This is a genomic window from Streptomyces sp. NPDC058092 (genome assembly GCF_042884935.1).
GTDB lineage: Bacteria > Actinomycetota > Actinomycetes > Streptomycetales > Streptomycetaceae > Streptomyces.
The window spans coordinates 58,362-78,145 of sequence record NZ_JBHVSY010000016.1; the positions used below are offsets into that span (position 1 = coordinate 58,362).

Consider the following 19,784-nt stretch of genomic DNA (forward strand, 5'->3'; position numbering starts at 1 on the left):
AATCTTGGACACCCTGCTGCTCGGCAGCCCACCGTCGGCCACGGTCGAGCTTCTGCGTGCCGCTCCGTGGATGGACGAGGCCGGACGCCGTACCGACCAGTTCGAACTCTTCGACGAGGCCATACTCGGCACCATCCGTCTGTTGATCGTCATGACGGCCGCGGACGCCTCCGCGCGCTGGTTCGTTCCCGTACCGGTGGATGCCCCCGGCCTTCCCGCCGACCGCACCACGGCGTACCACAGGCTGATCACGGAGGCCCTGCGCGACGGACTGCGGCTGCGCACGCAGCGAGGCAACCTGATCGAGTTCCGCGGTGCACCTGCCGAGTTCCGAGCGCGGCTGCCCTTCGATCCCGGCTGGTGCTCCAACGCTCTTTCCCTGCTCGACCTCGGCGGCTCCGCACACGCCCACAAGACATACCGGCGCATCGGCATCGGCACGCGCGAGCCCGAACTGCTGCGGGTCATGGCAGACAGTGGCCGGACCCAGCAACCGATCGGCGACTACACCTATGTGGACACCTCCACCGGACGGCGTGATCCGCTCGGCGTGGTGTATCGATACGCCGAGGGAGACGGCCTGTACGTCCCGCTGCAGGCGGGGGTCCGGGCGCTGTGGCCCCTGCTCCGCGCGGGCGCCGAGCCCGAGGCTGCCGTCGCCGAGTCCCAGCGCGCCCTGCGGGCCCCCCTGCGTGCCACCGGCCGCTTCCTACGCGCTTTCCACCAGGACCTGGCGGAACGGCTCGGCCCCTGCCCGGACTTCCCTGCCGAGGGCTTTCTCGCGGAAACCCTTCGGCAAACGGCCGCGCTCCGCCCCCGCATCCTTGCCGATACCCGCTTCCCGGCGACCGTGCGTCAAGCCGCCGTGACCGGCATCGAACGCGAGCTGGAGCGGGTCGCGGCGCTCCCCTCACGCCCCTGGCCGACCGGGCCCTGCCACGGCGACCTGCACCTGTCCCATGTGCTGCGCCATGAACGCGCGGACACGTCCTGGAGGTTGTGCGTCATCGACCTGTCCACACCGTGCTTGGACCCGGCTGACACCGGCACCGCCCAGTCGCCCTGGCAGGACCTGGCCGCCCTTCGGCGTGGCCTGGAGATCTTCACCGCGGACGAGTTCGCCGACCAGGCGGCTTCGTTCCTCGATATGGACCCGGACGACACCTGCCGCATGGCGCTGTTGCTCGCCGCCGACGCGGCACCCGATACACCCGGCTGGACCCCGGGACGTCTGGCCGCCCTTGACCGGATGCGTGCTGCGGGCCGTCTGTGGGCGGCCCGGGCCAGCAGGCTTCTGACCGAAGAAGCCGAAACGGCGGACGCCGAGGACACGGTTCCGTCCCCCCGCCTCCCTGTACCGGACGACGACCATCCCGCCTGGCGTTTGTTCCGGCTACGCCGGCTGCTCCACGAACTCGACTACGCGTACGCCCACGACCGCGCCTACCACGCGGCGATCAACCTGCGGCACGCCGTCGAGGCCGCCGGCCTGCCGGTCGCCGCAGCGAAGGACTGACCCCGTGCATGTCATAGAGACCTACTTCGAATGCGGCGGCTTCGACCACCGTTTCCTGCAGGGCGGCATCTCCGTCTACCTGTGGAACCTGTCGAAATCGTTAGCCGCGGAGGGGCACCGCGTCAGTATCGTGACGCCTGCCCACGGCCGCCTCGACGACCTGCGCCGCTCATACGATCTCAGGACGCTCGACTACCACGACACGTACGAGCTCCCTCTCGTCCTCGACCCGGACACCTGGGGCGAGCGCTTCCCGTCCGAGGTACGGATTCCGCTGACCACCACGGCGCACCTGCTGCACCTGGACGGCATCGACCTGTACTTCCTCTCCAACGAGCTTCTCGACGCGCTGCCTGACCGCTTCTATCCCCCTTACCAGAGCAAGGGAGAAGACCTGGTCTTCTTCAAGCCGCTCGTCGCCCAGGTGGACAGCGTCCGCTTCGTCCGTCACCAGTTCGCCGACGAGAAGGTCCTGGTGCACGCCCATGAGCCGTATTACCACTACCTGCTGCCGGCGGCCTTCCGGAACGATCCGAGCAAGCTGGTGGTCGGCACCGTGCAGAGCAACATGCCGATCACCAAGAAGGTCTACCGACCCAAGGTGGAACGGCTTCTCGACTTCCTGGGGGCCGAGGTCACACTCCCCGCGCAGCAGCCCGACCGCCCGCTCACCGCGCGCGAAGCCGTGATGAGCGGCTATCAACAGCACACCCACCTCCACTACGAATACGGTCCCCACCACGTGGGCGTGTACGACCTCGTGGCCGACCATGCCGACCTGGTGGACTTCCTGTCCCCGGGCCACCTCGCGTTCTACAGCGACTTCGCGGACACCCCGTTCGAGGAACTCTTCACGCGGCTGCCGGTCCACGACACCGTACGCCGCAACGCCCACAAAAGCTTCGTCGGCGGCTGCGCCATAGGCGACACCTGGACCGCAGGCGAATCGTCCACCGTCGACCGGCCTGCCGTCCTCTCCGGGCTCGGCTTGGACCCGGAGCTGCCGACCTTCTTCCACAACGCCCGCTATGCCGTACACCACAAGGGCCAGATCGAGCTGTTCCGTGCCATCGACCGGGTGCTGGGCGAGGGCCTCGCGGCCAACTTCGTGCTGCGCTGCATCAGCGACGGCGGCATCGACGATCCCACTGTCCTGGCGGTGGCCGAGCGGCACAAGAACCGAGTGCACCTTGAGTGGGAGCGGGTCGACGAGCAGAGGATCGTCGCGTACGCGGCCGCTTCGGACTTCTGCCTCTTCCCGTCGAAGTTCGAGATGGACACCTTTCTGATCGCGCAGGGCGAGGCGATGGCGATGGGTGCCGTTCCGATCGCGACCGCCCAACTCGGTATGGCCCACTTCGGGCACGTAGCCGACCCGCTGCACGGCCCAGGTGCCGAAGGGGCCACCGGATTCGCTGTCAATCGCTCCTTCGCGGAGGACGACCCCCTGCTCGTCGACGCCCTGGCCCGGCGCATCCACGAAGCGGCAGCGCTGCTGCGCGACCACCCCGGGCAATACCGCAGGCTGAGGGCCAACTCCATCGCCGTGGCCAGAAAGTTCACCTGGCAGCGCGCTGCGGAACTTCATCTGGAAGCCTTTACCGAGCTGTGGGAGGGACGCACACCCGAGCTCGGTATCGCGCGGACCATCCGGCACGGCTGGTTCGACCTGCTGCCGCCCGAGGCGTACGAGACCCATCGCGAGGCGATCGCCGAAGCGGCCGCCCGGCTCGGTGAGGCCTCGGTCTACCAGCGCTGCGAGAACCTGGACGACACCGCTGCCCGCGCTCTGTTCGAAGCCGCCTGGGCCCGTGCCGACTTCGCGCGCTGCGAACAGACCGCCGACAGCGATCCGGCGCTGCGCGCCCGGCTCGACAGGCGCTGTGTCATCGAGGACGGCTCGATCGTCTACCGGCTGCCCCACGCCCGGCGCGTGGAGCTGGTCGAGCTTGCCGCGGAGCAGTCCGCCCGGCGCGGGGTGACGGTACACCCACTGAGGCGGACCGGCGCCACGTTCACGAGCGAAATACCCGTCACCGGCGAGGAGTCGCACCTGCTGCTCACGCTGGAATCCGGGCGCGCCGTCTGGGACGTGGTGTCCCATGGCTGACGGGGTGCGCGCGGTCCTGCTGGCCGGTGGCGAGGGCCGCAGGATGGGCAGGCTCGGTCACGGCCGGCTCAAGCCGCTGGTGCCGTTCGGGGGCGCCTGCCGCCTTGTCGACTTCTCCCTCGCCAACGCTGCTCGCTCCGGTCTGGAAGAGGTGCTGCTGCTGTCCCAGTACGAGGAGCAGCAGTTAATGGACGACCTGCACCGAACGTGGTGGCGGCCAGGTTTCCGGGTGCACTTCGGCCCGTACGACCAGGGATACCGCGAAGGTGCCGGGTACGCGCCGCCGGGGATCACTCACCCGCCGGAGCGGGGCACCGCCGACGCCCTGATCCACAAGGCACCGTATGTCTTCGGCCCCGGCATCTCCGATGTACTGGTCCTGCACGCGGACCATGTGTACCGATTCGACTACGGCCCGCTGATCGAGCGCCACCGCCGGTCGGGCGCCGTGCTGACCCTCGCCTACCAGCGCATCGAACTCCGTCACGTCCCCCTGTTCGGAATGGTCGAATTCGACGCCGCCGGACAGCTCACCCGGTTCGTGGAGAAGCCTTCCAGGCCGACGAGCGACCTCGTCTTCGCCGCTTTCTGCGTCTTCGACGCGGCCACGCTGTACCACTACCTGGAGAAGCTCGACGGCACCGACTGGCAGCACGACATAAGCCGGGACGTCATACCGGCCATGCTGTCCGGCGGTGAACGCATCCTCGGCCATGAGGTGCCCGGCCACTGGGAGGACATCGGCACCGTCGACCGCTACCACCGGGCCCACCTCGCCCTGGTGAGCGAACGGCCCCCCTTGACGCTCAGTCAGCTGCCCCTCACCGTACAGCCCGAGGTGCCCCGTTCTCTGGTCACCAGGGCGCCCGGGATCCACCACAGCATCGTGCCCTCCGATCTCGTGAACGAGGGCTTGATCGAGCGAAGTGTCGTCTTCCCCGGGGCCCGTATCGGCCGCGGTGCGCGGGTGAGGCACAGCGTCCTGTTTCCCGGCGCGATTGTCCCGGCCGGGGCCGACATCGACTCGGAGATCGTACTTGAGCACGGAATCACGCAGCGGCCGACCGCCCCGGATGCCTCAGGAGGAGCGCATGCCTGAACCGGCCTTCACCGTCGTCGACCTGGGCGGCACCACCTTGCGTACCGCCCGCTACAACGTGCGGACCGGCACCCTCGGCAACATCCGGCGAACTGCCACTGACGGCATGGCCCGTCACCCCGGCCTCTCGGAGGCGAAACTGCAGGGCCGGGTGGCCGGGCAACTGGCCGAACTGACCGCCGAGGCCGTCGCACGGCACCGCAGCACCGCCGTGGCCGTGGCTTTCGCCGGCCCCGTCACGGCCGACGGCCGTGTGGTGACCGCTCCGACGGTCTGGGGGAAACGCGGTGAACCGCTGCCGCTGCGCCTCCTGCTGGAGGACCGCCTCGGCATCCCGGTGGTCGTCGTCAACGACCTGACCGCAGCCGTCTGGCGCTATGTGGGGAGTGCGGACGATCCGCCCTTCTGTCTGATCACGGTGAGTTCCGGCATCGGCAGCAAGGTCTACCGCGCCGGCGAGGTCCTGCTCGACCCGCAGGGCCACGGCGGCGAACTCGGCCACTGGACCTGCGACCCCTCACCGCAGGCCCCACTCTGCGACTGCGGCGGCCGCGGGCACCTCGGCGGGATCGCGTCGGGCCGCGGTGTGCTCGCCGCCGCCCGCCGTGCAGCCGTGGCCGATCCGGGCGGCTACGCCCGCTCGCGACTAGCAGCAGCGGCACCCGATCCCGAGCAACTGGACAACCGGATGCTGGCGGACGCCGTACGCGCCGGTGACGCCTTCTCGACCACCGTGCTCCGCGGCGGACTCGCGCACCTCGCCGCCGCCATAACCTCAGTGTTCACCTCCATCGGGGTTCGCCGATATGTGCTGATGGGTGGATTCGCTCTGGCCATCGGCCCGCGCTACGCGCAGCTGCTCACCGCGGAGCTGGAACGCGCCGGCTGCTTCGGTCTGGCCGCCGAGGAGATCCGGGAGATGGTCGTGCTCGGCGAGCCGGACGACGATCACGGTCTCATCGGCGCCGGGCGCCTGCTCGCCGCCCGCAGCGCGGCCCGCCAGGCGGTGACGGTCGCGTGACACGCACGTTGATCGTCGGCAGCGGCTTCATCGGCCGGGCCGTCGCCGCCCGGCTGACCACTGCCGGTGAACATGCCGTACTGGCCTCGCGCCGCGCGCCCGCCGCTCGGACCGCCGCCCCCTGGGTCTCGCTGGACGCCACGGACGGCACTTCCTGCGCCCGCGTGGTCGACCAGGTCAGGCCCGACCGGATCGTCCTCGTCCACGGCCCTTCCGACGTGACCTGGTGCGAGGCCGCGCCGGAACGCGCGATCGCGTTGCACACCGCGGTGGCGGCCCACCTCACGGCCGCCGCACCCGGCGCCCGTACCGTACTGATCTCCACCGACAACGTCTTCGACGGCCGTTCTCCGGCCAACGACGAGTCCACCCCCACGGCGCCCGCCAACGCCTACGGACGCGCCAAACTGGCGGCTGAAGAGATCGTTTGCGAGGCGGCCGACAGCACCGTCCTGCGGGTGAGCCTGGTCTACGGCTGGGAGGACTCCGAGAGCGGAAAGTGGCTCAACTTCTTCTCTGCCTGCGCCCATCCTCTGCGCCGCGGTGAGTCGGTGGAGGCACCCTTCGACCAGTGGACCACCCCCGTCCTGGTCCAGGACGTCGCCGCCGTGACCGCCGCCGTGCTGCACGCCGAGGCCCCGCCGCTGCTTCACCTCGGCGGCCCCGACCGGATCTCCCGTGCCGCCTGGGCCGAGGCCGTGGCCGACGGTCTGGGCTTGCCCCGGACCCAAGTGGTCCGGGTCCCCAAGGCCGGTGGCCGGTATGCCAACAGACCCACCAACACCTGTCTGACGAGCCACCTCCTGGGTGACTTCCTGCACGACCGCGGCCTGCGGGTCCGCGGTGTGGACGAGGGCATACGCACTTTGCTGGAGGTCACCGAGTGATCCGCACCGTGCGCTCCCACGAGGTGTATCGCAACCCATGGATGACTGTCCGCGAGGACGACATCCAACGTCCGGACGGAAGTCCCGGCCGCTACGGCGTGGTCGACAAGCCCGACTACGCACTGGCCATTCCCCGTCAGGACGACAGGGTCCACCTGGTCGAGCAGTACCGCTATCCCGTGGGCGGTCGCTACTGGGAGTTTCCACAGGGCTCCTGGCCCGAGGGACACCAGGGTGCGGCCCCCCTCGACCTGGCCCGCGCCGAGCTCCGGGAGGAGACCGGTCTGCGCGCCCGGCGCATGACCTACCTGGGTCGTCTGCACGTCGCCTACGGATACGCCACCCAGGGGTGTCACGTCTTTCTCGCGGAAGAGCTGACCGAGGGCGTGCCGGAACGTGAACCGGGCGAGGCCGACATGCGCCAGCGCTGGGCCGATCCGGCGGAGTGGCGCGATCTCATCCGTTCCGGCCGGATCACCGATGCCGCGACCCTGGCCGCCCACACGCTACTCACCCTGCATGAGGAGACCACCACGGAGCCCGGGCGATGACGGCTCCGGCGCGTCCTCGCCCCCTGCTCTTCGGCGTCGTCGCCACCGACCTGGACGGCACACTTCTCCGCGCCGATCTGAGCGTCTCCGCCCGTACCCGGGCAGCCCTGGCCCAGGTCGCGGCCTGCGGTGCGCGACATCTGGTGGTCACCGGCCGGCCGGCGGCGGGGGTCCGCAGCCTCCTGGCGCCCCTGGGCTACCAGGGGCTCGCCGTGTGTGGACAAGGGGGTCAGCTCTACGACGTCGGTGCCGACCGGCTGCTGTCCTCCGTGTCCCTGAACCGTACCGCTGCGCGCGCATCGGTCAACCGCATCTCCGAGCTGGCCGGACCGTTGGAACTCGGCGTCGTCACGGCCGGCCTCAACGGCGAGTTCCTGGTCACGTCAGGTTTCGGCGAACGTGTCCGGCACGGCTGGCGCCTCGTCGAACGGCATGCCGATCTCTGGGCCCGTCCACTGGAGAAGGTACTGATCCGCAGCCCGCGCCTGGACGACGACGAGCTCGCCGAGCGAGCCGAGCGAGCCTGCGCCGGTGCCCTCTCTGTCACCCACTCCGGCAAGCACGTCGTCGAGTTGCTGCCTCCGGGCGTCAGCAAGGCGAGCGGCCTCGCCGAAGCCGCCCGCCGACTCGGTTTCACCGCGGCCGACACCATTGCTTTCGGCGACATGCCCAACGACATCCCCATGCTGGTCTGGGCCGCCCACGGTGTTGCCATGGGAAATGCCCACGCCGAACTGCGCTCGTACGCCGACGAGATTGCGCCGTCCAACGAGGAGGACGGAGTCGCGGCGGTCCTGGAACGTCTCTTCCCGCCCCGCCCTCACTGACCGGCCCGCCCAGACACCGGAGAGTCACATCGATGACGCCCACCCGCGAACTCGTGCAACTGGCTGACCTGTACGGAGTGTCCACGCACTACAGCACCGATCTGGGCCGGCGCATCGAGACTTCCGCGCAGACCCTGCGCGCCGTCCTCATCGCCCTCGGTGTCGACGCCGCAACCGACCGGGGGGTCCGCGTCGCCCTGGCCGGACGACGGCAGGATCTGGCCGAGCGTCTGCTGCCTCCCAGCGTCGTCATGCGCTCCGGACGACCGCCCGTCGGCCTGGCCACGCCGTCCCGTACCGACCTGTGGGTCGAGACGGAGGACGGGTGCGGCCACCGCACCGGAGCTCTCTGCGAGGAACTGGCCGGCCTCCCCGTGGGCCGCCACATACTGCACGCCTCCCGCGGCGGCCGCAGCCAGGCCGTACCGTTGCTGATCGCGCCCGGACGGCCGGCGAGGCCCACGGGGCGCAGCTGGGGCTTTCTGGTCCAGCTCTATTCGGTCCTCTCCCGACACTCCTGGGGCATGGGTGACCTCGGCGACCTGGCAGACCTCGCCCGTTGGGCCGGCGGTCTGGGGGCCGACTTCGTGCAGCTCAACCCGCTGCACTCCTACCTTCCCGGGCCGCTGCCCGACCCGTCCCCGTACCGCCCCAGCAGCCGACGCCATGCCGACCCGATGTATCTGAGGATCAGGAGCCTCCCCGAGTACGCCGGCCTGTCCGCGACCGACCGGGAGGTCGCCGCGCGCCTTGATGCCGAGGCGGGGCGCCTGCGTGACGATGTGCTCTCCGGCGGGATGATCGACCGCGAGGCCGTGCGCGGTCTCAAACTGCGGGCCCTTGAGTTGGTGTATCGCGTTCCGCTCGGGCCGGCCCGACGTGCCGCCTACGAACGGTACGTCGACGCCGGGGGTGCCGGTCTCTCGGACTACGCGCTGTGGTGTGCGCTCGCCGAGGTCCACGGCCCGCACTGGCGTTCCTGGCCTGCCGGGCTGCGCAGCCCGGACGGGAGGGGCATCGCCGCCGCACGGGCAGAGCTGGCGGAGCGGATCGGGTTCCACCGTCACCTGGCCTGGCTGGTGGACGAGCAACTCGCCTCGGCTCAACGCGCAGCCACCGAGGCAGGAGCTGCCATCGGCCTGATGCACGACCTCGCCATCGGCGTCGACCCCGACGGTGCGGACGCCTGGCAACTGCAGCACTGTCTCGCGGAAGGTATCACCGTCGGTTGCCCACCCGACGACTTCAACCCGCACGGACAGGACTGGGGCCTGCCGCCCTGGCGGTCCGAGGCCCTGGCCGAGGCGGGGTACGCCCCCTTCGCAGAGGTGCTGCGGGGCTCGCTGCGCCACTCCGGGGCGCTGCGGGTGGACCACATCATGGGCTTGTTCCGGCTCTGGTGGGTGCCCGCCGGGGCGAGGGCCGATGAGGGTACGTACGTCCGCTATGACCACGAGATGCTCCTCGGGGTGCTGGCTTTGGAGGCGCACCGGGCCGGCAGCATAGTGATCGGCGAGGATCTGGGCACCGTCGAGCCCGGCGTACGCACGGAACTGACCGAGCGGGGCATCCTCGGCACATCTGTGCTTCGCTTCGAGTTCAACGACGGCCCGGAGCAGCGCTCGGGACCACTTCCGCCCGAGCGATGGCGGCCGGACTGCCTCGCCACGCTCACCACCCACGACCTGCCCAGCACAGCCGCGTGGCTGGACGGTTCCCATGTCCGCCTGCACGAACGCCTCGGGCTGCTCACCAAGCCGACGGACCAGGCCGCCGCCGACGCGGACACCGAACGCAACCGCTGGCTGGCCGAGTTGGACCGGGTGGGCGTACGTGAGCCGAGCAGCGGGTCCGCAACCGGCCAGGTGCCGAGCCAGGACGTCCTCGGCCTGCACCGGTTCCTGGCCCTCACCCCGGCGCAACTGATCGGCGTCTGGCTGCCCGACACGGTAGGAGACCGCCGGCCGCAGAACCTGCCCGGTACCTGCGACGCGTACCCCAACTGGAGACTGCCGGTGGCCGACGGCTCCGGCTCGGCTCTCACTCTGGAAGACATCTCCGCGCACCCCGGCCCACGCACCGTCGCCGACGTCTATCGCGACCTGTCTACCGCGCCGTGTCCACAACCCGTTGACTGCGGCCAGGAAGATCTTCGAGCCCTTGCCGCAGCCGGAGCGGCCTGCTTGACTCACCCTTCGGGAAGCCCAAATGACCTTGCGACAGGTCTTCCCCTGCCGTCCGGGAGCGGCGGCGCGGTTGTGCGTGCGAGCCCCGCACAGGCGCAGAGCATCCGACCGCCGGGCGTCGCCCGACCCACCTCCGGAGAGGAGACTCCATGAGCACCGACACCGATGTCCTCGTCCTGGGAGGATCGGGTGTTGACACGATCGTGTACGTTCCCGAGCTGCCTCTGCCCTACGCCGACAGCTACATGGTCCGGCCCGGCATCGAGGCCCTGGCAGGGCAGACCGGCGACTTCGTCGCGCTGGGTGTGAGCGCCCTGGGACTGCGCACGCACCATCTGGACATGATCGGCGACGACCACGAGGGCGATCTGATCCGGGCTCTGCACCGCGACCGGAACATTCCGTTCACCGAGGTCCACCTTCCGGGCGGCACCAAGCGCGCGGTCAACCTGGTGGGACCCGACGGGCGGCGGTTATCCCTCTACGACGACAGCCGCTCACGTGAGGCAGACCGGCTGCCCGAGGCATTGGTCCGGAAACTGGCGTCGGCCGCCCGCCATGCCCATGTGTCCATCACCTACCCGTGCGGCTTCGCCCTGTCCACACTCCGGGCCACGGGGGTGACCATCTCGACCGACCTCCACAACTGGGACGGCGTCAACCCGTACCACGAGCCGTTCGCTCACGAGGCCGACGTCGTCCTGCTGTCCGCCGCCGCCCTGGCCGACATCGAGCGCACCATGCTGCGCATCGCCGAGCGGGGCCGAGCCGAGGTCGTGGTCGTCACGGCCGGAGCAGACGGTGCGTACCTGCTGGTGGACGGAAGCATCCATCACGTTCCGGCGGTCACACCACCGGCGCCGGTGGTGGACTCGAACGGCGCTGGTGACGCCTTCGCCTCAGGGTTCCTCTTCGGCTGGCTGGGCGGCGAGCCACCACAGCGGTGCGCCCTGTTCGGCGCGGTAGCCGGGGCCCACGCCTGCACCGTGCCATCGGGACGGGCCGATTTCCTCAGCCGCGACGAACTCCTGGCCCGGGCGGACGCGTACGCCTCCCCGCCCCAGGCGCCCGACGTCAATGCGGTCGGAGGAGCCACATGAGTGGCGCATCGGCACCCTCCGCCCACAACGTCGTGATCCTGGGCGGAGGAGTCGCCGGGTGCGTGCTGGCCGCGCGCTTGAGCGAGGACTCCGGCCGCTCCGTCTGCCTGGTGGAGGCAGGGCCGGATTACGGCGCCAACTGGCGTGCGTGGCCCGCCAGGACGCTGAACGCCAGAGCGCTGCCGCGTGACGACGTATGGGAGCGCCACTCGGCCGTGCACCGCATTCGTGCGCGCGTCCTCGGTGGCTCATCCTGCATCAACGGGTGCTGGAACACCTGGGGTTGCGAGGGAGACCATGCCGAGTGGGTGCACGCCGGAGGTGCCCGGTGGTCACAGTCCGCCATGGAGCCCTACCGTCTGAGGGCGGTGGAGCAGATGCGGCTGCGCGCCGTACCGGAGTGCGAGTACTCGCCCTGGAGCCGCGCAGCCCTCCAAGCAGCCGCCGAACTGGGCTACGAGGAAGTGGACACGGCTGCTCCCGGCCGGCCCGGATACGGCGCTCCCCTGCTCAACGCCTCTGACGGTGTCCGCTGGAACGCAGCCTTCGCCTACCTCGAAGCAGCACGGTCCCGGCCGAACCTGACGATTCTCAGTGGCACCACCGTGGACCGGTTGAACATTCGCGGCGGGAGTGTTCGTGCCGTCGACGTGTTGGTCGACGGGCGGGTCCAAAGCCTGGTCGCCGACACCTATGTAGCGGCCTGCGGCACCTTCGGCTCACCCGCGCTGCTTCTGCGCAGTGGGATCGGCCCGGCTGACCACCTGCACGAACTCGGCGTCCGGCCCGCTGTCGACCTGCCCGGGGTCGGGGCGAACCTCATTGATCAGCCCGGTGTCTTCGTCCCGCTCGTCCCGACAGCGGAGCTGAACACGGCACTGGCGGCCAAGGAGGAGGCGGGCGAGTTGTATGTCAGCCGCATGCTCATCCGGGCCGCCAGCGGCCTGTCCTCCGGCGGGTCCTGGGATCTGCACATCCTGCCCTCCGCCGGCGATCCGCTGTTCGGCTCGCTGCCCCCCGGGCAGTACGAGGCGGGCATCTCCGCCTTCCTGATGAAACCCGTTTCGCGCGGAAGCCTGCGGCTGCGCTCCGCCGACCCCGCCGTGCCCCCGGAGATCGATCCAGCGTTCCTCACGGACCGAGGCGGGCACGACATCGCCGTCATCCGATCCGGCCTGGACATCGTCGAACGGCTGGCCGCGTCGGCCTCACTGCAGTCCCTCGCGAGTCCCTCGCCGGGATTCTCCCCGAGGGACTTGCCGGACCAGGAACTGCGGTCGTCGCTCGGCACGTACTGGCATCCGGTGGGGACCTGCGCCATGGGCCTCCCGGACGATCCCCATGCCGTGGTGGACGGCGACGGACGGGTGCACGGGGTGTCCAACCTGCGGGTTGTCGATGCCTCCATCCTGCCGACCGTTCCAGCGGCCAACACCCAACTCCCGGTGCTCGCCGTCGCCGAGATGCTGGCCGACACGATGCGGGAGTGACAGATGACCGGATTCGAACCCACCCGGGGCCGCTCACGGACAGGAGACAGCAGCATGACACCCAAGTCCGGCACGGGCAGGGGGCGCGTGCTGTACGGATGCATGGGAATCGGCGGTAGCTGGGACCGCACGCCGTACTCGGCCGCGAACATCGCACAAGCGGAAGCCGCTGTCGAGGCCGCCCTGTCTGCCGGGATCACAGCGTTCGACCATGCGGACATCTACCGGCATGGCAAGTCCGAGTCGGTCTTCGGGGAGGTCTTGGCGCGAGCACCGGATCTGCGGGAGCGGATCACCTTGCAGACCAAGTGCGGAATCCGGCTGCCCGACGGCGACGGGGTCGGCAGGTACGACCTGCGTGCGTCCAGCATCACCAGGCGTGTCGAGGAGAGTCTCGCTCGACTGCGCACGGATGTCATCGATGTGCTGCTCCTGCACAGGCCCGATCCGCTGGCCTCACCGGAGGAGATCGCGAAAGCCATCGCCTCCCTCCAGCAGCAAGGCCTGGTACGGCACTTCGGCGTCTCCAATATGAGCGCCGCACAGATCGACAGCCTCCGGGCCCACCTGGACGTACCGCTGATCGCCAACCAGTTGGAGATGAGCCTGGCACGGCGCGACTGGCTCGAGGCGGGGGTGCTGCTCAACACATCGGCCGCAGCCGCGAACGGCTTTCCGCACGGGACTCTCGAGTACTGTGCGGCCCACGGCCTCGAACTGCAGGCGTGGGGGCCACTCGCCCAGGGCCGTTTCACCGGGCCCGAACCGACTCCGGCCGGCTCTCTGATCAGAGACCTCGCGGAACGTAAGGAGACCACACCAGAGACGATCCTGCTGTGGTGGCTCCAGCGGCACCCGGCCGGCATCTCGCCCGTGATCGGCACCACGAACCCGGAACGTATCCGCGCCTGCCATGACGCGGTGGAGAGCGACCCCGGACTCTCCCACGAGGAGTGGTACGAACTGTGGATCGCCGCTCGGGGCGCTCGGCTGCCCTGACCTTCGCCGCCCTTCCCAGGAGAACCCCCTCAACGGCCCGGCCGGGCCGTTGAGGGGCACCTCATCCTGCCGTACGGATGGAGAGACAGCGTGACAGTGACCAGCACAGCACTCACCCCCACGACCCGACCGGGCCTGCTGCAGTCGGCCCGGTTCTACATCACCTTCCGCTGCAACTCCCTCTGCGGCTACTGCAACGTCTGGCAGGACGACAAGTTCAAGGGGTACGAGGAACTCACCCTGAAAAAGGCCTGCCAGATCCTGGACGAGATGTACGCGCTCGGCGTCCGCTATGTCGACTTCACCGGTGGCGAACCGGTCCTGCACCCGCACATCGACGGGATCGTCCAGTACGCCAAGTCGCTCGGCATGACGGTGGAGATCACCAGCAACGGCATCCGCTTCGCCAAGCACATCGACGCCATCGTCCCCTACGTCGACACGATGAATGTCTCCCTGGACACGCTCAGGCCCGACCGCTACCAGAAGATCCGGGGAGTACCCACACTGGACCGGGCACTGGACGTCATCCGGCGGATAGCCGCCACGGGCGCGGACAACCTCAAGCTCATCTGCGTCGTCACCCGGGAGAACAGGGACGAGGTGCCGGACCTGCTGCGCTTCGCGCACGACAACCGCATCACCATCTACTTCTCCGGGATGTTCGAGTACTTCGACGAGCAGGACACCGTCCGAGACGTCAATCGGACGGCACGCAAGCTCAAGCTCATCGAGCAGAACGGCAAGCCGCTGGCCGACACCCCGGCGACGCGAGCCCGCCGGTTGGACGAGTCGGAGCCGACCGGAGACCTCATCTCCGCCGAACTGATGCGTCTGCTCTACCAACCGTTCGCACTGCTCAATCTGCACTTCCGCAAGTTCATGGAGACGCTCGATCCCACCGCACCGACGGATTGCTATGCGAATAAGCGCATCCTCACCGTAGGCCCGGACGGGCGTCTGGTGCTGCCCTGCTACCACGCCTTCGACAACTCGGTGGTCTGGGACCGCTCGCTCACCGAAATGGTGCAGGACGAAGAGTTTCTGCGCGTCCGGGACGAGGAGGTGGGGCACCGGTCAGAGTGCCGGAGCTGCACCGTCTTCCCCTACATAGGACTCTCCTTCAGCTACCGTTTCGACAAGATCTTCCTTTATCAGGCCGTGTCGGAAGAGATCGCCAAAATCAAGACCCGCTTCACCAACCACCTCTACCCACGGATCACTCCCGACTTCGACGCGCTGCATCGGCGTTACGCGGGCCTGGAGCGCTTCCTCGATCGCGAACTGCCCACACCGCGGCCGCCTCTCTCCTCCGACCACTTCTACCGCTTCGACGTCTCTCCGCTGGGTGTTCGAACCGATCTCGTCACCGGTGAGATCAGCCTGGCCGAACTGCTCAGCGACCATACTCACGAGCACTGCTGGGGAATCCAGCGTTCTCCGCACCTCTGGATGCGGCTTGTCTACAACGATCTCGTGCCTGCGCTCCGTGCGATGGCGGATGCGGGACGGCTCGCGCCGAGCGACTACGAGGCCTTGGTGGGAGACCTCCATGAAGTGCACCTGGCTTGGTGGCAGGCGTACATGGGACGCTACTTCAACGGCGGGGAGGCCCTCGACACGGCCGAGCCGACTGCGGTTGTCAGCCGCTTCTTGGAGCGGACGGCCGGACTGCTGCCCGACGCACCCGAGGCCTCCCGAGTCCGGCAGGTGCTCCTGCACGCCGGCTGCGTGCTCGGCCTGGATCCGCGAGTGCTCGGCTCGCTGGCGACCCGCCTCCCTTTCCCGGAAGCGGCGTTGACCGTCAAGCATCTGCTGCTGCTCGCGCCCGACGCCGACCTGCTCCGGTACGCCGACCTGCTCCCGGCCGAGGCCGCGGAGCCGCTGCGTCGGGTCAGCCAGATCCCGCCGTCACGCGGCGGGTCGGCCCCGGCGGGACAGGAGGACGCCGAGGTGATCCGGCTCCTGCGACACGAGGACGACCTCGACCAAGGCACTGCCCACGAGCTGGTCGAGTCGCTGCGGGTCACGACGTCCGAGCAGCGTCGCAAGGAGTTGCGTGGCCTCGTCATCGCCCACGAACTCCGCACACCCCACCTCGTACGACGACGTGGGGAGGAGATCCGGCTTCGCGAGCAGCGGCGGTCGGCAAGTCCACACGGATGAGCGCAGTGGTCACGTGGCGGCTGCCGGGGATGCGGCGGCCGCAGGGTCACGTTCCCGGCCGGGACAACCACCTCACGATCTGAAGCACACACGCCCTCTCCGCCTGGCGGGGTGGGCCATGCACCGGTGAAGGAGAACGCACTGATATGCACGACGCCACGCCCGCAACAGAAGAGGCGACTGAGCTGGGTAGATCCAGCAGGGCCCGGGAATACGGTTCCCTGCTTCCAGGGGACCGCCGGTTCCACATGGCCGCAACCGACCTGGACGGCACACTGCTGAGGAGTGACCACACTTTCTCGCAACGCACCTTGACGGCGCTGGGGCGGGCGAAGCAGGCAGCTGTGCGCCACGTCCTGGTGACCGGGCGGCCCGCCGCCGGGTGTGCTCCCTTCTTCGATCAACTGGGCTACAGCGGGCCGGCAGTGTGTGGTCAGGGCGCCCAGATCTACGACGCGAGCGCGGGACGCCTGCTGTCCTCGGCTTCGCTGAGCACGGATCTCGCCCGTTCCGTCGTCGAGCGCATCAGCGCGGAAGTAGGTCCGCTCGCCCTGGCCGTCGCCCTGTCGGGGCTGAACGGCCAGTTCGTCGTGACGCCCGAATTCGGGGCGAGCCGCGAGATGCGTCCGTACACACTGGTTCCCCGTCGACGCATCTGGGACGAACCGATCGACAAGGTCTTCCTGCGCCACGCCACCCTGACGGACGGTGACCTCGCCGCCGTGGCCGCCCGGTCCGCAGGCGACGCCGTCTCGGTCACCCACTCCGGCCCGGACATGGTTGAGATACTGCCCCTGGGCATCAGAAAGAGCGTGGGGCTGGCCCGCGTCGCTCAGCACTACGCAGTGCGCAGCGAGGACGTCATCGCCTTCGGGGACATGCCCAATGACATCCCCATACTGAACTGGGCCGGGTACGGGGTAGCCATGGCGAACTGCCATCCCGAACTCAAGGCCGTCGCGGACGAGGTAGCACCGTCCCACGACGAGGACGGGGTGGCAGCCGTCCTGGAACGGTTCCTGGCCCTCGCGCCGAGCGCCCGGCCGCGCGACGGAGGCCTCCGGCATGCGCGTTGACCTGCTGACACGCGAGTTCCCGCCCCATGTGTACGGAGGGGCAGGTGTCCACGTGGAGAATCTGGCACACCATTTACGTCCGCACCTGGACCTCCGTGTGCACTGCTTCGCCGATGCGCACGAAAGCGAAGGGCTCGTCTGCCACCCCGTCACAGCCGACTTCGCCGACGCCAATCCGGCCATGCAGGCGCTATCGGTCAGTGTGTCGATGGCGAACGCGGTGCAGGGGGCATCTCTGGTGCACAGCCACACCTGGTACACCAATTTCGCGGGGCAGACCGCCAGCATCCTCTACGGAATACCTCACGTGGTGACGGCGCACAGTCTGGAGCCCAGGCGTCCTTGGAAAGCCGAGCAACTGGGCCGTGGTTACCAGCTTTCCACTTCCTTGGAACGCGACGCGCTCATCCGCGCCGACAAGATCATCGCCGTCTCGCACGCCATGGCCGCAGACCTCACCGAGACATACCCGCAGATCGACGCCGGCCGTGTGGCGGTGGTGCACAACGGAATCGACACGACGCACTACGCCCCCGACCCGCACACCGATGAACTGGAGCGGTTGGGGATACGCACGGACCGGGAAATCGTTGCGTGTGTCGCGAGGATAACTCCCCAGAAGGGACTCCGGCATCTTCTGCACGTTGCTGAGGCCCTCCCGCCGGATGTGCAGCTCGTCATCGTCGCGGAGGCATCCGACACCCTCCAGCAGCGCCGCGAATTCGGCAAGGCCGTCGCCGGACTGCGCGCGAGGGGCTCGGGAGTCCTATGGATATCGAGGCCGCTGCGACGACGCGCTCTCATCCAGCTCCTCAGCCACGCGGCGGCGTTCGTCTGCCCGTCCGTCTACGAGCCTCTCGGCATCGTGAACCTTGAGGCGATGGCGTGCGGCGCACCGGTCGTGGCGTCGGCCACAGGAGGCATCCCGGAAGTGGTTGACGACGGTGAGACCGGCTTTCTGGTCCCCCTGGAGGTCGAGCCCGGCAGCCGGGGGGAGCCGCGGAACCCCGAGGTTTTCGCCAAGGAGTTCGCTGCGCGGATCAACACCCTTTTATCAGATCGGGAGTTGGCTGCGCGCATGGGAGAAGCCGGCCGCCGTCGGGCGGTCTCCCAGTTCTCCTGGGCAGAGATGGCCGGGAGGGTACGCAAGCTCTACGCAGAAGTCTCCTGAACCGCGGTCCACCCACTGCGGCAGAAGCAATCCCAGTCAACTACCCTGCTTATGCGTCTCGTTGAAGCATCCATCGGAGCATGAACATGCCAATCAGTCCCATCTCCCCCACGCCCCGCAGCGCCGGCCATGCCCTCTGTGAGACGACGCCTCCCCGGTGCGCAACCTTGCGGAGCACAGAGCGAAGGCTTACTCAGGGAAACGCTCGAATGATTGACTCCGATCCGTCTCGGGGCCCGCAGTCCCCTCGCGGACGCACAGCGGGACTCTTCCTTCACATGCACAGTTCGACAGGGGGTGGGAAGTGATGAGCCAGGCCACGGAAGCATGCACTGAGGTACTCACCGAACAGAGTTCACAGACCGCTGATTCGCTCATGCCCGGCGTCTATACACGTCCTGACGGTTTCGCACTTCTGGCACCGGACAAGACCGCATACCGAGTGGACATATCCGACGAACTCTTATCGCTCGACAATCCCCTGCTCGCCCGCAGCTGTGAAGACCGGCGTGTTGTCGCATTCCTCGGCCCGTCCGTGAACCACCTCTACGGCGACCGACTGCGGAAATACCTCGCAGCGCACCTGAAACCCGGGGATTGGAGTGTCGACGTCATTCCCTCCGGGGAGGACAGCAAGACGCTCGCCGCGGCCGAGGCCGTGTGCGCCATCGCGAAACGTGAAGGACTGGACCGGCAGGGAGTGATGCTGGCGGTGGGCGGCGGTGTCGTCTGCGACATCGTCGGCTTCGCGGCGTCCATGTACGCCAGGGGCGTCCGGTACATCCGGGTGAACACCACGCTGGTGGGGCAGGTGGACGCGGGCATCGGCGTAAAAACCGGTGTCAACGCGCTTCAAACCAAGAACATGCTCGGCGCCTACCACCCCCCGTACGCCTCGCTCAACGACCCCACGCTGCTTGGTACGCTCCCCGACCGCGAAATCCGCTGCGGTCTCGGAGAGATCGTCAAGATGGCGGTCATCCGGGACCGCGAGCTCTTCCACACCCTGGAAATGCATCACGACATCTTCCAGGGCCGCTCACCCGGCCTGCCCATCGGCACCACCGACGTCGAGCACTATGTGATCCGCACGTCGATCCGGCTGATGCTGGAAGAGCTCTGTTTCAACCTGCGGGAACACGTACTGGCCCGGCTCGTGGACTTCGGCCACACCTTCAGCCCGGTCATCGAGACCGCCAGCGGCCATCGCATCGCCCACGGTGAGGCGGTCGCCATCGACATGGCGATCTCCAGCCATGTGGCCCGGCTCCTCGGCCTCATCGGCGCCGAGGACTGCGCGAGAATCGTGAACCTGCTGGAGGGCTTGCGGCTGCCCCTCTTCGACGCCGAAGCGTGCACTCTGGAACTGATGCAGCAGGCGTTGCACGCGTCGTGGGAACGTCGCGGCCGCCGCCTTTACCTGGTCGTCCCCTCAGGCATCGGAACAGCGACCTTCGTGGACGACCTGCACGACCTGCCGCCTCGCGTCCTGCGGTCGGCGGTGGACGCCGTGGCCGCGCACGCGGCCCGAGCGAAAGCGGAGAGCGATGCCGACGGCTGACCCCGGGCGACGCAGGGTGTCGAA

Annotated in this window: 15 protein-coding genes; all 15 read left to right on the forward strand. The window is 68.7% G+C overall.

Features of this window, described 5'->3' with window-relative positions:
• The first annotated feature begins 4 nt into the window (after positions 1-4).
• The 15 genes from ACFVV1_RS25040 to ACFVV1_RS25110 all read left to right on the forward strand — a co-directional run bounded on the left by ACFVV1_RS25040 (position 5) and on the right by ACFVV1_RS25110 (position 19,760).
• Positions 5-1,516, forward strand: coding sequence for a phosphotransferase (locus ACFVV1_RS25040; protein WP_389993124.1), 1,512 nt, complete (start codon positions 5-7; stop codon positions 1,514-1,516).
• Positions 1,517-1,520: 4 nt separating this feature from the next.
• Positions 1,521-3,626: a glycosyltransferase gene (locus ACFVV1_RS25045; protein ID WP_389993126.1), complete on the forward strand. Its 2,106-nt coding sequence runs from the start codon at positions 1,521-1,523 to the stop codon at positions 3,624-3,626.
• Complete coding sequence (locus ACFVV1_RS25050) at positions 3,619-4,725, forward strand: sugar phosphate nucleotidyltransferase (protein WP_389993129.1); 1,107 nt, start codon at positions 3,619-3,621, stop codon at positions 4,723-4,725. The genes ACFVV1_RS25045 and ACFVV1_RS25050 overlap by 8 nt, the downstream gene beginning before the upstream one ends.
• Entirely contained in the window at positions 4,718-5,746 is a 1,029-nt protein-coding gene (locus ACFVV1_RS25055; RefSeq protein ID WP_389993132.1) for an ROK family protein, read from the forward strand. Before ACFVV1_RS25050 ends, ACFVV1_RS25055 begins: the two co-directional genes overlap by 8 nt.
• Positions 5,743-6,633, forward strand: a complete 891-nt coding sequence (locus ACFVV1_RS25060) for an SDR family oxidoreductase (RefSeq protein WP_389993134.1) — start codon at positions 5,743-5,745, stop codon at positions 6,631-6,633. The genes ACFVV1_RS25055 and ACFVV1_RS25060 overlap by 4 nt, the downstream gene beginning before the upstream one ends.
• Before the next feature lie 41 nt (positions 6,634-6,674).
• Positions 6,675-7,184 (forward strand): NUDIX domain-containing protein, encoded by a 510-nt coding sequence (locus tag ACFVV1_RS25065; protein ID WP_389993136.1) that lies wholly within the window; start codon positions 6,675-6,677, stop codon positions 7,182-7,184.
• Positions 7,181-8,011: an HAD family hydrolase gene (locus ACFVV1_RS25070; RefSeq protein ID WP_389993139.1), complete on the forward strand. Its 831-nt coding sequence runs from the start codon at positions 7,181-7,183 to the stop codon at positions 8,009-8,011. Before ACFVV1_RS25065 ends, ACFVV1_RS25070 begins: the two co-directional genes overlap by 4 nt.
• A gap of 32 nt (positions 8,012-8,043) precedes the next feature.
• Positions 8,044-10,350, forward strand: coding sequence for a 4-alpha-glucanotransferase (gene malQ / locus ACFVV1_RS25075; RefSeq protein ID WP_389993141.1), 2,307 nt, complete (start codon positions 8,044-8,046; stop codon positions 10,348-10,350).
• The gene (locus tag ACFVV1_RS25080; RefSeq protein WP_389993144.1) at positions 10,347-11,297 is read left to right on the forward strand and encodes an adenosine kinase; all 951 of its coding nucleotides are present in this window, start codon (positions 10,347-10,349) and stop codon (positions 11,295-11,297) included. Before malQ ends, ACFVV1_RS25080 begins: the two co-directional genes overlap by 4 nt.
• Positions 11,294-12,787 (forward strand): GMC family oxidoreductase, encoded by a 1,494-nt coding sequence (locus ACFVV1_RS25085; RefSeq protein ID WP_389993147.1) that lies wholly within the window; start codon positions 11,294-11,296, stop codon positions 12,785-12,787. The genes ACFVV1_RS25080 and ACFVV1_RS25085 overlap by 4 nt, the downstream gene beginning before the upstream one ends.
• Before the next feature lie 54 nt (positions 12,788-12,841).
• Positions 12,842-13,786: an aldo/keto reductase family oxidoreductase gene (locus tag ACFVV1_RS25090; protein ID WP_389993149.1), complete on the forward strand. Its 945-nt coding sequence runs from the start codon at positions 12,842-12,844 to the stop codon at positions 13,784-13,786.
• A gap of 90 nt (positions 13,787-13,876) precedes the next feature.
• Positions 13,877-15,952: a radical SAM protein gene (locus ACFVV1_RS25095; protein WP_389993152.1), complete on the forward strand. Its 2,076-nt coding sequence runs from the start codon at positions 13,877-13,879 to the stop codon at positions 15,950-15,952.
• Positions 15,953-16,200: 248 nt separating this feature from the next.
• Positions 16,201-17,028, forward strand: a complete 828-nt coding sequence (locus tag ACFVV1_RS25100) for an HAD family hydrolase (RefSeq protein WP_389993155.1) — start codon at positions 16,201-16,203, stop codon at positions 17,026-17,028.
• Complete coding sequence (glgA, locus tag ACFVV1_RS25105) at positions 17,018-18,199, forward strand: glycogen synthase (RefSeq protein ID WP_389993157.1); 1,182 nt, start codon at positions 17,018-17,020, stop codon at positions 18,197-18,199. The genes ACFVV1_RS25100 and glgA overlap by 11 nt, the downstream gene beginning before the upstream one ends.
• A gap of 442 nt (positions 18,200-18,641) precedes the next feature.
• Positions 18,642-19,760 (forward strand): sedoheptulose 7-phosphate cyclase, encoded by a 1,119-nt coding sequence (locus ACFVV1_RS25110; RefSeq protein WP_389993160.1) that lies wholly within the window; start codon positions 18,642-18,644, stop codon positions 19,758-19,760.
• Positions 19,761-19,784 lie beyond the last annotated feature (24 nt).